This is a genomic window from Conyzicola nivalis (assembly GCF_040548875.1).
Taxonomy (GTDB): domain Bacteria; phylum Actinomycetota; class Actinomycetes; order Actinomycetales; family Microbacteriaceae; genus Conyzicola; species Conyzicola nivalis_A.
This window is the reverse complement of sequence record NZ_JBEPSJ010000001.1, coordinates 1,002,677-1,016,878: the sequence shown is the minus strand read 5'-3', so window position 1 is coordinate 1,016,878 and position 14,202 is coordinate 1,002,677. Positions and strand designations below refer to the sequence as shown.

The following is a 14,202-nucleotide window of genomic DNA, read 5'->3' as shown; positions in this document are numbered from 1 at the left end:
CTCGGGTGTAAGAAGCGGGTCGGCCGGACAACGCGGGTACGAGGATTAGCCGGATCCGATCATAGGGCGTCCGACTCAGCGCACGGCAGACCCCCGAGCGGGGCGCGACCACTCGCGTCCTAGAGTTGACCCGTGCGGAACACTCGAGCGACCCGGGCGGGAACGTGGGCGCTCGTCGCCAGTTCCGTGCTCTGGGGCACCACCGGCACGGCAGCCAGCTTCCTCCCCGACGACGTCAGCCCGCTCGCGATCGGCGCGAGCACCATGGCCGTCGGCGGCATCCTGCTCTTCCTCGTTTCGGCGAAGGGGGCCGTCGTCGCCCTCGCCGACCCGGAGTCGCGGCGCTGGCTGCTCATCGGGGCCCTCGGCGTCGTTGTCTACCCGCTCGCCTTCTACAGCGCGATGGACCAGGCGGGCGTCGCGATCGGCAACGTGGTCGCCCTCGGCTCCGGTCCGGTGTTCGCCGCACTGTTCGAATGGCTCTGGGAGCGCCGCGGCCTGTCGACGCGCTGGCTCGTGGCCACCGCGATCGCCGTGGCCGGCATCGCCCTGCTGAGCATGGGACGGCCGGCGGATGATTCGTCCGAGGGCGACCGCGTCGTGACGGGTGTGCTGCTCGGATTGCTCGCCGGCGTCGCCTACGCCCTCTACACCTACGCATCGAGCAGGGCGATCGCGGTGGGACACAGCGGGCGCAGTGTTATGGGCGGCATGTTCGGCGTCGGCGCGATCGCGCTCGTGCCCGTGCTCCTGGTGCTCGGGGCGCCTCTGCTTCAGTCCGCACAGACGGTGTCGATCGCCGCCTACCTCGCCGTCGGCCCGATGTTCGCCGCCTACCTGCTCTTCGGCTACGGAGTGACGCACATGCGCAGCAGCATCGTCACCACGGTGACGCTTCTCGAGCCGGTCGTCGCCACGATCCTCGCCGTGTCCGTGGTCGGGGAGCGCCTCGAACCGGTCGGCTGGCTGGGCCTCGTATTCATCCTCACGGGGGTAACTGTTCTCGTTACGGCTCGGCAATCGCCGAAAACCTCTCAGTCGTTCTAGGATTTGCGCATGACCAGCACGGATGACGCACCCGACGACGCGCCTCGAGACGGTGCCGCCGCGGAGACCGACGAGGACGCGTTCGCGCTTCCCAGACTGCGCCGGTCGACCTACACCCCGCCTCCGCAGTACCGCGAACTGCTCGTCGACCCCGCAGAGGAGCCGGCACCCTCGGCACCGGCCCCCGCTGCGCCGGCACCCGCCGCGCCGGCACCTTCGCCTTCGGCACCCGCCCCTTCGGCACCCGCACCCGTGCCCTCGGCGGTCGACGAACAGCGCGACCATCCCGCCGAACCGCTCGACCAGTCGGCCGAACCCGCCTTCTTCTCGCTCCCGCTGGAGGACGAGCCGGAGGCGCCCGCTGCCGAGCACGTCGTCTACTCGCTCGACGACTCGCCGCCGCCGCCCGCGCCTCCCGTCTGGAACCCCGCTGACTGGGCGCCCCCCACAGTGCAGGCACCCGCCGAATGGGCGCCGCCCGCCGCAGACTCGCCCGCCGAATGGGCGCCGCCGACCGTTCCCGCCCCGCCCGCCGAGAACATCTTCGCGATGCCGGCCGCGTCGCCTCCGCTGCCCGAGTGGCAGGCCGAAGACCTCCCTGCCGCCGAGCCCTCAGCGGAGCCGCTCGCCCCCGCTCCCGTCTGGTCGCTCGACTCCGACCTGCCCGCGACCCTGCCGAACGAACCGCACGACCCCTACCGGCCGTGGACCCCCGACCGGGTCGCCCCCGAGCCCGCGACTGCGCCGTCCGCGACCGATCTCCCCGAAGCATCCGCCCCGCCCGCCCCTGGCTATGCACAGAGCGCGTCGTGGGAGGCCCTCTTCCCGACCACGCCGCCTCCCGCCGCCTGGGCTCCGGCCCCGGTGACGGAGCCCGCCCCCGACCTCGCGATGCCCGACTTCTCGGCCCCCGATCTCGCACAGCCCGACTTCGCCGCGGCAGACGCCGGCACGCCGGAGGCGGCAGCGGCGCCTGACACCGCGGTCGAGCCGGAGGCGGCGGTCGAGCCCGAGGCGGCGGTAGAGCCCGAGGCGGCAGCCGACGACTCCGGATACCTCACACCCGACGAGGAGGCCGCGACACTCGCGAAGCACGCGCCTCCCGCCGGACAGCCGTGGATTCCGCAGCGTCGCTCGTTGCCGGACGACATGCTGCTGACCGTGCTCGAGGCCGCCGACAGCCAGCCCGGCGGCACGCTCGAGGCTATGGACGCCCTCGAGAACGAGATGCGCCTGCGCGAAGAAGAGGTGCAGGAGTACCGCGAGTGGGAGGACTCCATGCTCGCCGTCGGAACCCCCGAGGCCCTCGCCGTCGTAGCGCAGGTGCGCCCGGAGTTCAGCGCCATCGTGATCCCCGCCGAGCTCGAGCCGACGCCCACCTCGGCGATCCCGATCCAGTACCCGCCGGCCGACCCCGACGACAGCGCTCCCGACCTCCCGGACGTGCCCGAGGGGCCGACACATCCCGAAGTGCCCGGCGTGCCCTCCGCTCCCGAGTTCCCCCTCCTGCCCGCCACCCCGGAGAGCCCCGGGCTGCCCGACGCTCCCGAGGTGCCCGCGTTCCCGGCGACGCCCGCGACGCCTGCCGAGCCCGCGACGCCTGCCGAGCCCGCGACGCCGGCCGAGCCCGCGACGCCTGCCGAGCCCCCGGCGCCTGCCGAGCCCGCCACACCGGCCGAGCCCGCGCTGCCCGAGCCGCCGATCCCCGCCGATCCCGAACTGCCCACGCAGCCGCACAGCGTGATCGACGACATGTTCCCGTGGGCGCCGCCCCAGCCGCCCGCCCTCGTCGAACCGGAACCAGACGTCACGCCCGGGTCGCCGCAGGACTGGTTCGACGCGCTCGTCGCGCCGACGACGCAGCCGACGGCGACGGTGACGGAACTCCCGAACGTCGAGCCCGAAGAGACGCCGACGGATGCCACGGCAGAGGCATCCGCACCGGGATTCGACGACCTGCTCGCCGAGCAATCGCACGACGAGCCACCAGCGGAGGAGCCGAAACGCCCTTTTGGCGTCGCCGTCGGTAACGACGGCGGCCCCGAGACACCCGCACCGCGCACCCCGCTGTTCAGCCTCGAGCAGTCGGGAGCAGCACCCACGCCTCTCGAGCTGAGGACGGGCAGAGCCGCCCGGTTGTTCTGGCTGTGGTTCGCGGCGAACTCGTCGGTCGTGAGCATCGGGTTCGGCGCCATGATCTTCTCGCTGGGCATGAGCCTGCGACAGTCGATCGTGGCGACCCTCGCCGGAGTGGCGTTGTCGTTCCTGCCACTCGGACTCGGCACCCTCGCCGGAAAGCTCAGCGGCCAGCCCACGGTCATCGTCTCCCGCGCCGCCTTCGGGCTCAGCGGCAACGTGCTTCCCGCGGTGTTGGCGCTCGTCTCCCGGGTCTTCTGGGGGTCCGTGCTGCTGTGGCTCTTCGCGACATCCATCGCCACTGTCCTCGGCGGCGACGGTCCCGTGGCCGGCCTCGTGATCATCTTCATCGTCGTCGGCGTGATGATCGCCGTTCTCGTCGCGTTCCTCGGCTTCGCACTAATGGCACGGTTCCAGCTCATCGTGAGCGTGCTCTCCGCCGTGCTCATCGTCGGCTTCGTGGCGCTCACCTGGGGTCGCGTCGACATCCAGGCCGCACTGACCATCGCCGACGGCCCGTGGACCCTCGTGGCCACGGGCGCGATCCTCGTCTTCAGCTTCGTCGGCCTCGTGTGGGCGAACAGCAGCTCCGACCTCGCCCGCTATCAGCGTCCGAGCACACGGGGGGCGTCGAACATGCTCTGGGCCACCTTCGGCACGACCATTCCGGCTTTCCTGCTGATCGGCTACGGCGCCCTCCTCGCGGCTTCCGACCCCCGGCTCGCGACCGGCCTGGTGACCCAGCCGGTCGACGCGCTCACCGGCATCCTGCCCGCGTGGTACCCGGTGCCGCTCGTCGCCGTGACGGGGCTCAGCCTGCTCTCGGGGGTCATCATCACGATCTACTCCGGGGCCTTCGCGGTGCAGGGCATCGGCATCCGGGTCGAACGCCAGTGGGCGACGCTCGCCATCGGCACGCTGCTTGCCGTCGTCGCCGTCGGCCTCAGCGTGCTCGACATGGACCTGTCCGGGGTGTTCCGCGATCTGTCGACGACCCTCGCCGTGCCCATCGCCGCCTGGCTCGGCATATTCGCGGCCGACGCGATGATCCGCAACCGGCGGCTGCACTCGCCGTCGCTGCTGCGCCCGGGAGGGGTGTACCCGCTCGTCAACTGGGTCAACCTCTCGGCGCTCGTCGTCATCTCGTTCGTCGGCTGGGGGCTCACGACGGCGATGCTCACCGGGCTGCAGTGGCAGGGCTACGTGTTCCAGCTGCTGCGTGTGCCCCTGGCCAGCGACGTGGCCGCCAGCGACATCGGCGTGGTGGTCGCGCTCGTGCTGGGGCTGCTGGTGCCCCTCGTCTCCGGCGTACCCACCATCCGTCGACAGGAAGCCGCAGCGCGGCTGATCTGACCCGGCGCCGCCAAAGTAGAATCGACGCATGTCCCACACCGTCGCCGAGGTCCACGCCGTGGTCGAGAGCCTCTGGCCCGATGCCGGAACCGAGCCGTGGGACGCGCCCGGGCTGCTCTCCGGGGATCCCTCCGCTGCCGTCAGCACCATCCACCTCGCCGTCGACGCCGTCGGCGCGACCGCCGACGAGGCGGTCCAGCTCGGCGCCGACCTGCTGCTCGTGCACCACCCGTTGTTGCTCCGCGGCGTGACGAGCGTCGCCGAAGACCGGTACAAGGGCGCCGTGCTCGCACGGCTGATCCGCGCCGGCTGCGCGCTGATCGCCGCTCACACCAACGCCGACATCGTCGAGACCGGAACCTCTGCGGTGTTCGCCGAGCGCCTCGGCCTACGCGACATCGTTCCCATCGTCCCGTCGAAGGACAACGCCGACAGGGGCATCGGCCGCGTCGGGCGCCTGCCGCAGCCGACCACGCTCGGCCGGCTGGCCCGCGAGCTCGGCGAGATCCTGCCGGCCACGGCGAGCGGCATCCGCGTCTCCGGCGACTTCGACGCTCCCATCTCCACGGTGGCCGTCTGCGGGGGAGCGGGCGACTCGCTGCTCTCCGAGCCCGCCGTGCTCTCGTCCGACGTGTACATCACGAGCGACCTGCGCCACCACCCCGCCTCCGAGGCGCGGGAGAACGCCCTCGTCGGCACGGGCCCCGCGCTCGTCGACGTGTCGCACTGGGCGAGCGAGTGGCTCTGGCTCGAGACCGCGGCCTCCGAGCTGCGCGAAAGACTGCCCGGCGTGACCGTGACGGTGAGCGATCTCCGTACCGATCCCTGGGATTTCGTTGTTATCCAGTAGAACTATCAAGAAAGTGGTGAAGGCCCTATGGCTTTGACAGCCAGTCCCGACGCGCAGGCACGCCTGCTCGACCTCCAGGCCCTCGACACGAAGATCGCCCAGCTCACGCACCGGGCCAAGGGCCTGCCGCAGCACGCCGCCATCGCCGCGCTGCAGTCGAAGATCGACGCGTTGCGCATCGTCGGCCTCGAGCAGGCCGGCGCCCGCGAAGACGTGGTCATCGAGCTCGGTCGCATCGAGTCCGACGTGGCCCTCGTCACGGCGCGCATCAAGCGCGACAACGAGCGCGCCCAGACCTCGACCTCGGCGAAAGACGCCCAGGCGTTCGAGCACGAGCTGGCGAACCTCGCCAAGCGCCAGTACGACCTCGAGGAGATCGAGCTCACCGTCATGGAGAAGCTCGAGGAGCGCGAGAGCGCGCTCGCGGCGACCACGGCCGAGATCGACTCGCTGCAGGGCCAGATCGACGTCATCGGCGCCGAGCGCGACGCCGAGCTCGTCGTGCTGCGCGGCGAGATCGCCGCCGCCAACGACGACCGCGCGGCGGTCGCCGCCACGGTCCCCGACGACCTCCTCGCCCTCTACGACAAGCAGCGGCTGCGCTACGGCGTGGGTGCCTCCCACCTGCGTTACGGCGTGTCGAGCGCGAGCGGCGTCAAGCTGCTGGAGAACGAGATGGCCGAGATCCGTGCCGCCGCGCCCGACGCGGTCATCATGTGCGCGACGAGCGAGGCCATCCTGGTGCGCACGAAGGAATCCGGGCTGTAACCCTCCCGGTAGACTTTCCCTCGAATGGGTCGGCAAGACGGTCGCGTGGTCTGGCAACAGGCCCCGAGGAACGTCCGGGCTCCGCAGAGCAAGGCGGTGGGTAACACCCACCCGGGGTAACCCGCGAGACAGTGCAACAGAAAGCAGACCGCCTCCGGCGCAAGCCGGCGGTAAGGGTGAAACGGTGGTGTAAGAGACCACCAGCGGCCGGGGTGACCCGATCGGCTATGTAAACCTCGCCAGGAGCAAGGTCACACAGGAAGCGTTACGGGCTGCTCGTCCAGCTTCCGGGTAGACCGCTAGAGGCGTGCGGCAACGTACGTCGTAGATAGATGGCCGTCCAACGCGCGTCCTCGGACGCGCGCCAACAGAACCCGGCGTATCAGCCGGCCCATTCACAACACCTTCTTCATCTGCGTCGCGGTGACCGCGTAGCCGAGCGAGTCGTACAGCTCCTTCGCGCCGGCGTTGTAGCCGAAGACGTTGAGCCCGATCGACACGGCTCCCAGCTTCTTCGCCTCGGCGTGGGCGAGGTCGAGGGCCGCCCGCGCGTAGCCGCGACGCCGGTGCGCTTCCGCGATCTCGACGTCGAAGACCCACCAGTCGTCGCCTCCGGCCGGCAGCGGGCCGAGCCACAGGTAGCCGACGACGTCACCGTCGGCGACGATGTCGAATACACGGTGCGTGTCCAGCGGGACGCCGCCCGGGAAGTTCTCCTCGCGCGACGCCACTGCCTTGGCCTCGGCGACCTCCGGCGGCTCGCCGGAGAGCATCCGCGCCTCGATGTACTCGAGGTGGATGCGTTCGATCCAGCCGGTGGTGCGTTCCGGGGGCATCGGGTGCAGGGAGACGGTCATCCCTCCATGCTGCCAGTGTCTCGGGCGAGCAGCGAGAGGTGGAGACTGTCGATGCCGCTAGTCCTCGGCGGTCCCTCCCTCGAGCAGCGCCTTGAGTGTGTGCAGGTCTGCGACGATGGTGGCGGCGTCGTGCTCGAACTCCTCGTCGCTCTGGTCGTCGGCGCGGCGCAGCGTGAAGACCACCTCGCTGCCGTCGCCGTGCTGGATGACCCGCATCGGGTTGTAGAACGTGTCGCCGCTCGCGAGGGTGACGGTGTGGTCGAGCACGCCGAGCTCGTTCTGCGGCACGAAGCCGATGGTGAGCCGTCCCATCGGCGATTCGACCACCCACTCGCCGTCGACCAGCTCGATGCTGTCGCCGATGCCGCTCGCCCAGTTGGGCAGATTGGTGTGGTCGGACGTGTACTCGTAGACCTCGTCGGGCGGGCGGTTGATGTCGGCGGAGATGTGCCGGGATTCGGATGCCATGGGTCCAGTCATACTGGATGCAGCCGGTTCGGTCTAGATTGAAGCCATGGATGGCACTGAAGAGGTCGACTCGTTTCTGGCAGGGCTCGACCACCCGCTCACCGCTGAACTGCAGACCGTGCGCGGCTACATCCTCGACGCGCACCCTCTGGTCACGGAGCGGATCAAGTGGAAGTCGCCGAGTTTCCACGTCGGCAGCGACGACCTGGGCGCGTTCGAGCTGCGGCCGACGGAGTTCCTACGCCTCATCCTGGTCTTCCCACACGGCCTGGTCGACGACCCGACCGGCCTGATGACGGGAACGTGGGCCGACCGTCGCGAGCTGCGTTTCACGAGCGCGGAGGATGTCGCGGCGAAGCGTTTCCCTCTGCAGCACGTGGTGCGCGACTGGGTGGCGCTGCTCTAGCCGTCAGCAGCGGCCGCACGTCTTCGCCGACGAAGCGGATGAACTCGCCGATGTCGGCGACGTCCTGTGTCGCCATCACGCTCACGCTCGTCACGCCCAGCCCCGCGGCGCGCCGGATCGAACCGGCGACCTCCTCCGCGTCGCCCGCCGCGCCAGCCCCGATACCGGCCGGCGAGCCCCAGTAGACGAGCTCCGCGTCGACGCGGGCGTGGGCGTGGTCGCCGGTCGCCACCACGTGCAGCAGCACGATCTCGTGACCTGTCTTGCCCGCCTCACGCGCCGCGGTGAGCGTCTGCCGGCATCGCAGCTCGATGTCCTCCTCGGTGAGGCCGGTGCCGAGGATCGTCCCCGCGCCGAGCTCGCCGGCGAGTGCCTGCATTCTCGGCCCGCCCGCGCCGATGAACGGGGTCATCCGGTCGGCTGGCGGGCGCGTCAGCCGAACCCGGTCGAGGTGCACGTACCGGCCGTCGACGGTGACCTCCTCGCCGTGCAGCAGCCGCGTGACGGCGACCGCGGACTCCCGCAACAGCGCCATGGGGGAGGCGACCGCCTCGCCGGCCTGCGCCATCCACTCGCTCACCCCGGTGCCGATGCCGGGCACGAAGCGTGCGGGGAACAGCCGCGCCAGAGTCGCGAACTCCATGGCCATGAGCGCGGGGTTGCGCAGCGGCACCGGGGCGAGGGCGATGCCGACCCGGATGCGCGTCGTCGCCGCGAGCGCAGCGGTGACGAGCGGGATGGAGCTCGCGCCGAAGCAGTCCTCGAAGACCCAGAGCTCGTCGAGGCCGTGCCTCTCGGTGGACGTCGCCACTGTGACGAGCTGCTCGGGGTCCATCGCCGAGGTGAACGTCATGCCGAGACGCGGCGCCGCGATCGTGTCCATTCCGCTCCCTCCGCCGTGAGGACGACCCCAGCCTAGAACCGGCGGCGCCGGTCGCGCGAGGGCCGCCCCGGTGGCGCACCTCCCGGTCGCGCGCGTTACGTCGGGAATTCAGGAGTTACGGATGCGCCCGGCGCCGCGCGCCGCCACATCCGGCGAGAGAGCAGGCCCGGAGAGGTGCTAACTCCTGAGTTTCCGCAAAGGACGCGAGGCGCCCGAACGCGGCGCCGCGACCTCAGCCGGCGGGGGAGAAGCGGTAGCCCATGCCCGCCTCCGTGAGCAGGTGGCGCGGCTTCGACGGCTCGGCCTCGAGCTTCTTGCGCAGCTGGGCGAGGTACAGCCGGAGGTACCCGGTGTCGGTCGTGTACTGCGGCCCCCACACCTCGGTGAGCAGCGTCTCGCGCGACACGAGCCGCTCGGGGTTGCGCACGAGCACCTCCAGCAGGCGCCATTCGGTCGGGGTGAGTCGCACGGTCGCGCCGCCGCGGGTCACGACGTGGTTCGCGAGGTCGACGGTGACGTCGCCGAAGCTCACCACGGGCTCGTCCGTCGCGCCGGGGGTCCGCCTGCCGAGCGCGCGCAGCCTGGCGAGCAGCTCGTCGGCGGCGAACGGCTTCGTCACGTAGTCGTCGGCGCCCGCGTCGAGCGCCTCGACCTTGTCGAGCGAGTCGCTGCGTCCCGACACGACGAGGATGGGCACACTCGACCAGCCGCGCACCCCCTCGATCACCTCGATGCCGGTGAGACCGGGCATGCCGAGGTCGAGCACGATGAGGTCCGGGTGCCGGTCGGCGGCGGCCCGCAGCGCCTCGCGTCCGTCGCCGGCGGTGATCACGTCGTAGCCGCTGGCGGACAGGGTGATGCGCAACGCCCGCAGGATCTGCGGGTCGTCGTCGGCGATGAGGATCTTCACGGGGCATCCGTAACGGCAGCGGGCGGGAGGGCGACGACCATGGTGAGTCCTCCGCCCGGGGTGTCTTCGGGCTCGAGCGTACCGCCCATCGCCTCGACGAACCCTTTCGACAGGGCGAGACCGAGGCCGACACCCGTGGTGTTGTCGGTGTCGCCGAGCCGCTGGAACGGCACGAACACGTCGGCGCGCCGCTCGACGGGGATGCCGGGCCCCGAGTCGATCACCCGAAGCTCGACGCGCGAGCCGAACTCGCTCGTCGAGATGATCGGGGCGGCATCGTCCGGCGAGAACCGAAGGGCGTTGGCGAGCAGGTTGACGACGACGCGCTGCAGCAGCACGGGGTCGGCCAGGACGGGGCGGATGTCGCCGGAGAGCTCCAATTGCACCTGCCCCGGCGAAGCGCCGAGCTCGTCGAGCGCGAGCAGCACCACGTCGTCGAGGTTCACCGGCTCGAGCGAGACGCCCAGCACACCGGCCTGCAGCCGCGAGGCGTCGAGCAGCTTGGTCACGAGCGACGCGAGTCCGGCGAGGCTCTCCTCCGCCGTCTCCAGCAGGTCGTCGCGGTCGGCCTGCGACAGCACCACTTCGGCCGACCGCAGGCTGGTCACGGCGGCGGTCGCCGCGGCGAGCGGGCGGCGGAGGTCGTGGCCGACGGCGGCCAAGAGGGCGGTGCGCAGCCGGTCGGCCTCGGCGATCGGCCGCATGCCCTCGGCCTCGGAGGCGAGCGAGCGCTGGGTGAGCGCCGACTCGATCTGCGACAGGAACGCCTCGAGGATGCGCCGGTCGGCCGCCGGCAGGTCGGGACCGCGCAGGTACAGGCTCGCGGCGGGGCCGAGCTGCAGCCGGGTCTCCACGTCGTCGTCGGTGGCCAGTGAGGCGTCTGTGGACGTGTGGATGGCGACCCCCGCGTCGTAGACGATGACGCTCGTCATGCCGAAGGCCTCACGCATGCGCGAGACGAGCGCGTCGAGCGCGTCCTGGCCTCCCAGGACGCTTCCGGCCACCGTCGCCAGGGTCTCCGACTCGGCGATGGCGCGGGCGGCGGCGCGGGAGCGGCGGGCTGCCTGGTCGACGACGATGCTGACGAGCACGGCGACGACGACGAAGATCACGAGAGCCACCAGATGCAGCGGGTCGCTGACGGTCACCGTGTAGAGGGGTGCGACGAAGAAGAAGTCGAGCAGGAACCCGGCGCCGACGGCCGCGGCGAGCGCCGGCCAGATGCCGCCGACGAGGGCGACGACCACGACGAGGAGCTGGAAGATCAGCACGTCGGCGGCGATGGTCTCCGCGCTGCGGGCGAGGCCGAGAAGCCACGTGAGCAGCGGGAGTCCGAACACGGCGAGCGCGAGCCCCGCGACTCGACGCCGGGTCGAGAGAGCGCCGCCGACGCGGGGGAGCGAGCGCCGGCCGGCCGCGGCGTGCGAGACGATGTGCACGTCGATGTCGCCGGCCTCGCGGATGACCGACGCGCCGTTGCCCGAGCCGGTGAGCAGCGTGCTCAACCAGCCGCGGCGGCTGACTCCGATCACAAGCTGGGTGGCGTTGACGCTGCGCGCGAAGTCGACGAGCGCCCTGGGCACCTGTTCGCCGACCACCTGGTGGTAGCTGCCGCCGAGGGTCTCGACGAGGGCACGCTGGGCGCCGAGCGCGCCTGGGTTGGGCTCCGCGAGCCCGTCGGTGGTGGCCACGTGCACGGCGAGCAGCTGGCCTCCGCTCGACCGCGCGGCGATGCGGGCGCCGCGGCGCAGCAGGGTCTCGCCCTCCGCGCCTCCCGTGAGCGCGACGACGACGCGTTCCCGCGCCTCCCACTTCGAGTCGATTCCCTCCTCGGCCCGGTACTTCTGCAGAGCGCTGTCGACCTCGTCGGCCAGCCAGAGGAGGGCGAGTTCACGCAGCGCGGTGAGGTTGCCGAGGCGGAAGTAGTTCGAGAGAGCGGCATCCACCCGTGCGGCCGGATAGACGAGCCCCTCGCCGAGCCGGTCACGCAGCGACTGCGGCGCCAGGTCGACGAGCTCGACCTTGTCGGCGTTGCGCAGCACCGCGTCGGGGATCGACTCGCGCTGCGCGACCCCGGTGATCTGCAGCACCACGTCGTTGAGGCTCTCGATGTGCTGCACGTTGACCGTCGACATGACGTTGACGCCCGCGTCGAGCAGCCGCTCGACGTCGTTCCAGCGCTTTGCGTTGGCCGAGCCGGGCGCGTTGGTGTGGGCGAGCTCGTCGACGAGCGCCCATTCGGGACTCCTCGCGAGCACCGCGTCGAGGTCCATCTCGGTGAGGGCGACCCCGCGGTGCTCCACCTCCATCCGTGGCACGAGCTCGAGGCCGTCGAGGAGCGCGGCCGTTGCGGCGCGGCCGTGGGTCTCCACGACGGCGACGACCACGTCTCTGCCGGCGGACGCCAGCCGGCGCCCCTCCTCGAGCATCGCGTAGGTCTTGCCTACGCCGGGCGCGGCGCCGAGCAGCACGAGCAGGCGACCGCGACTCATGCCGCCGGAGTCTCTCTGTTAGTCATTGCCGTCCAGATTCGCCGGGGCGAGGTCGAGTGGGTCCACGGTGGGTTCGCTCAGCCAGCTCGAACTCTCCACCCTGAATCTTAGACTCGCCGGACGACGCCGCCGCGGACCGCTCGACCGGGCGTGCAGACGGAAATTCAGGAGTTACGGATGCGCCCGGCGCACTCGCCCGCGCGTTCTCGCGGGTCGCAGTGCACGGCGCGGCGCTAACTCCTGAATTTCCGTGGAGGACGCAAGCTCCGCGAGCACCGCGAGCACCGCGAGCACCGCGAGCACCGCAACCACCGCGAGCACGGCGACCGCTGCAAGCGCCGCGGGCGGTGCCACCCGCTCTACGCGACGCCCTCGGGCTTCTTCACGGCGAGGGCCGCCGCGCCGAGGATGCCCGCGTTGTTGCGCAGCTTGGCCGGCACGATCGGGGTGCTGAGCTGCAGCAGGGGGAGGAACTGCTCGTGGCTCTTGGAGACGCCGCCGCCGACGATGAACAGGTCGGGGGAGAAGAGGAACTCCACGGTGGAGTAGTACTTCTGCAGCCGTTTCGTCGCCCACTTCTCGTAGGTGAGGCGCGACCGCTCCTTGGCGGCGAACGAGGCGCGCGACTCGGCGTCCTTGCCGCCGATCTCGAGGTGCCCGAGCTCGGAGTTCGGCACGAGCACGCCGTCGAAGATGATGGCCGAGCCGATCCCGGTGCCGAGGGTGGTGAGGATGACCAGGCCGTCGACGCCCTTCGCGGCCCCGAACCTGACCTCCGCGACCCCGGCCGCATCCGCGTCGTTGACGAACGTGATGTCGCGACCCAGTCCCTTCTCGAACAGGGCCTCCGCCTCGAGGCCGATCCACTGCTTCGAGACGTTCGCCGCCGACAGGGTGCGCCCGCGCTTCACGATCGCCGGGAAGCACACGCCGACCGGAACGCCGTCGGCCACTCCGCCGAGTGCCGCGATGATCTCGACGACCGTGGCGAGGATCGCCTCGGGTTCGCCGCCGAGCGGGGTGGGCAGCTTGACGCGCTCGCTCAGCAGTTCGCCGCTGTCGACGTCGACGATGGCCCCCTTGATTCCGGTGCCGCCGATGTCGATTCCCAATGCAGTGGTCATGAGTTCTTTCTCTCTAGGCGATCGTGAGTACTTCGGCACCACGTTCGGTGACGACAAGCGTGTGTTCGAACTGGGCGGTGACGCTGCGGTCCCTGGTGACGACGGTCCAGCCGTCGGCCCACATGTCCCACTCCGGCGATCCGCCGAGGGTGAGCATGGGCTCGATCGTGAAGACCATGTTCTGCACGATCTCGTCGTCGAACCGGGGAGCCGAGTCGTAGTGGGGGATGATGAGCCCCGAGTGGAAGGCCTCCCCGACTCCGTGGCCGGTGAAGTCGCGCACGACGCCGTAGTCGAAGCGGCGGGCGTACGACTCGATGGCGCGGCCGATCACGTTCACCTGGCGCCCGGGGGCGACCGCCTTGATGCCGCGGTTCAGCGACTCCCGGGTGCGCTCGACCAGGTCGACGACCTCGGTCGAGACGTCGCCGACGAGGAAGGTGACATTGCTGTCGCCGTGCACGCCGTTCTTGTAGGCGGTGATGTCGATGTTGATGATGTCGCCGTCCTGCAGGACGGTGTCGTCGGGGATCCCGTGGCAGATGACCTCGTTGAGCGAGGTGCACACAGACTTCGGGAACCCGCGGTAGCCGAGACACGACGGGTAGGCGCCGGCGGCGACCACGAAGTCGTGGCCGATCGCGTCGAGCTCGTCGGTGGTGACGCCGGGGCGGACGGCGCGGCCGACCGCCTGGATGGCCTGCGCCGCGATGACGCTCGACTCGCGGATCAGGTCGACGGATGCCGCGGAGTACACGTCACCCCCGGTGAACGTCTTCGGTGCCTTCTTGCCCACGTACTCGGGTCGGGCGATGTCGCCGGGAACGCTCCGTGGTGGTGAAATCCGTCCAGGGACGAGGTGACCGTTGCTATCGCGAGGCATGGCAGCCAGTCTAGTTTCAGCTGGC

12 protein-coding genes and 1 other RNA gene are annotated in these 14,202 nt (G+C 70.8%); 6 read left to right on the top strand and 7 right to left on the bottom strand.

The window, feature by feature from the left end; genetic code table 11:
- Positions 1-132 precede the first annotated feature (132 nt).
- From ABIE21_RS04935 to rnpB, 5 genes are all read left to right on the top strand, one after another.
- Complete coding sequence (locus ABIE21_RS04935) at positions 133-1,047, top strand: DMT family transporter (RefSeq protein WP_354023654.1); 915 nt, start codon at positions 133-135, stop codon at positions 1,045-1,047.
- 9 nt (positions 1,048-1,056) lie between these two features.
- Positions 1,057-4,536: a purine-cytosine permease family protein gene (locus tag ABIE21_RS04930; protein WP_354023653.1), complete on the top strand. Its 3,480-nt coding sequence runs from the start codon at positions 1,057-1,059 to the stop codon at positions 4,534-4,536.
- Positions 4,537-4,564: 28 nt separating this feature from the next.
- Positions 4,565-5,386 carry a Nif3-like dinuclear metal center hexameric protein gene (locus tag ABIE21_RS04925; RefSeq protein WP_354023652.1) on the top strand — a complete coding sequence of 274 codons (822 nt, stop codon included), beginning with the start codon at positions 4,565-4,567 and terminating at the stop codon, positions 5,384-5,386.
- A gap of 27 nt (positions 5,387-5,413) precedes the next feature.
- Positions 5,414-6,154, top strand: coding sequence for a zinc ribbon domain-containing protein (locus ABIE21_RS04920; protein WP_354023651.1), 741 nt, complete (start codon positions 5,414-5,416; stop codon positions 6,152-6,154).
- A 25-nt stretch (positions 6,155-6,179) separates the two neighbouring features.
- An RNA gene (gene rnpB, locus ABIE21_RS04915) (RNase P RNA component class A) lies at positions 6,180-6,552 on the top strand.
- On the opposite strand, the gene ABIE21_RS04910 is transcribed toward rnpB, so the two are convergent.
- Together ABIE21_RS04910 and ABIE21_RS04905 are read right to left on the bottom strand one after the other, a co-directional pair.
- Positions 6,550-7,011 (bottom strand): GNAT family N-acetyltransferase, encoded by a 462-nt coding sequence (locus tag ABIE21_RS04910; RefSeq protein WP_354023650.1) that lies wholly within the window; start codon positions 7,009-7,011, stop codon positions 6,550-6,552. The genes rnpB and ABIE21_RS04910 overlap by 3 nt on opposite strands.
- Before the next feature lie 57 nt (positions 7,012-7,068).
- Positions 7,069-7,479 carry an SRPBCC family protein gene (locus ABIE21_RS04905; RefSeq protein WP_354023649.1) on the bottom strand — a complete coding sequence of 137 codons (411 nt, stop codon included), beginning with the start codon at positions 7,477-7,479 and terminating at the stop codon, positions 7,069-7,071.
- A gap of 46 nt (positions 7,480-7,525) precedes the next feature.
- Between ABIE21_RS04905 and ABIE21_RS04900 the strand changes: the two genes are divergently transcribed.
- Positions 7,526-7,885 (top strand): DUF1801 domain-containing protein, encoded by a 360-nt coding sequence (locus ABIE21_RS04900; RefSeq protein WP_354023648.1) that lies wholly within the window; start codon positions 7,526-7,528, stop codon positions 7,883-7,885.
- On the opposite strand, the gene ABIE21_RS04895 is transcribed toward ABIE21_RS04900, so the two are convergent.
- The 5 genes from ABIE21_RS04895 to map all read right to left on the bottom strand — a co-directional run bounded on the left by ABIE21_RS04895 (position 7,809) and on the right by map (position 14,177).
- Entirely contained in the window at positions 7,809-8,768 is a 960-nt protein-coding gene (locus ABIE21_RS04895; protein ID WP_354023647.1) for an LLM class flavin-dependent oxidoreductase, read from the bottom strand. The genes ABIE21_RS04900 and ABIE21_RS04895 overlap by 77 nt on opposite strands.
- 232 nt (positions 8,769-9,000) lie before the next feature.
- The gene (locus tag ABIE21_RS04890) at positions 9,001-9,678 is read right to left on the bottom strand and encodes a response regulator (protein ID WP_354023646.1); all 678 of its coding nucleotides are present in this window, start codon (positions 9,676-9,678) and stop codon (positions 9,001-9,003) included.
- Positions 9,675-12,170: a DUF4118 domain-containing protein gene (locus ABIE21_RS04885; protein ID WP_354023645.1), complete on the bottom strand. Its 2,496-nt coding sequence runs from the start codon at positions 12,168-12,170 to the stop codon at positions 9,675-9,677. Before ABIE21_RS04885 ends, ABIE21_RS04890 begins: the two co-directional genes overlap by 4 nt.
- Before the next feature lie 359 nt (positions 12,171-12,529).
- On the bottom strand, positions 12,530-13,294 hold the full coding sequence (gene ppgK / locus ABIE21_RS04880; protein ID WP_354023644.1) for a polyphosphate--glucose phosphotransferase: 765 nt from the start codon (positions 13,292-13,294) through the stop codon (positions 12,530-12,532).
- A 13-nt stretch (positions 13,295-13,307) separates the two neighbouring features.
- Positions 13,308-14,177 (bottom strand): type I methionyl aminopeptidase, encoded by an 870-nt coding sequence (map, locus tag ABIE21_RS04875; RefSeq protein ID WP_354023643.1) that lies wholly within the window; start codon positions 14,175-14,177, stop codon positions 13,308-13,310.
- Positions 14,178-14,202 lie beyond the last annotated feature (25 nt).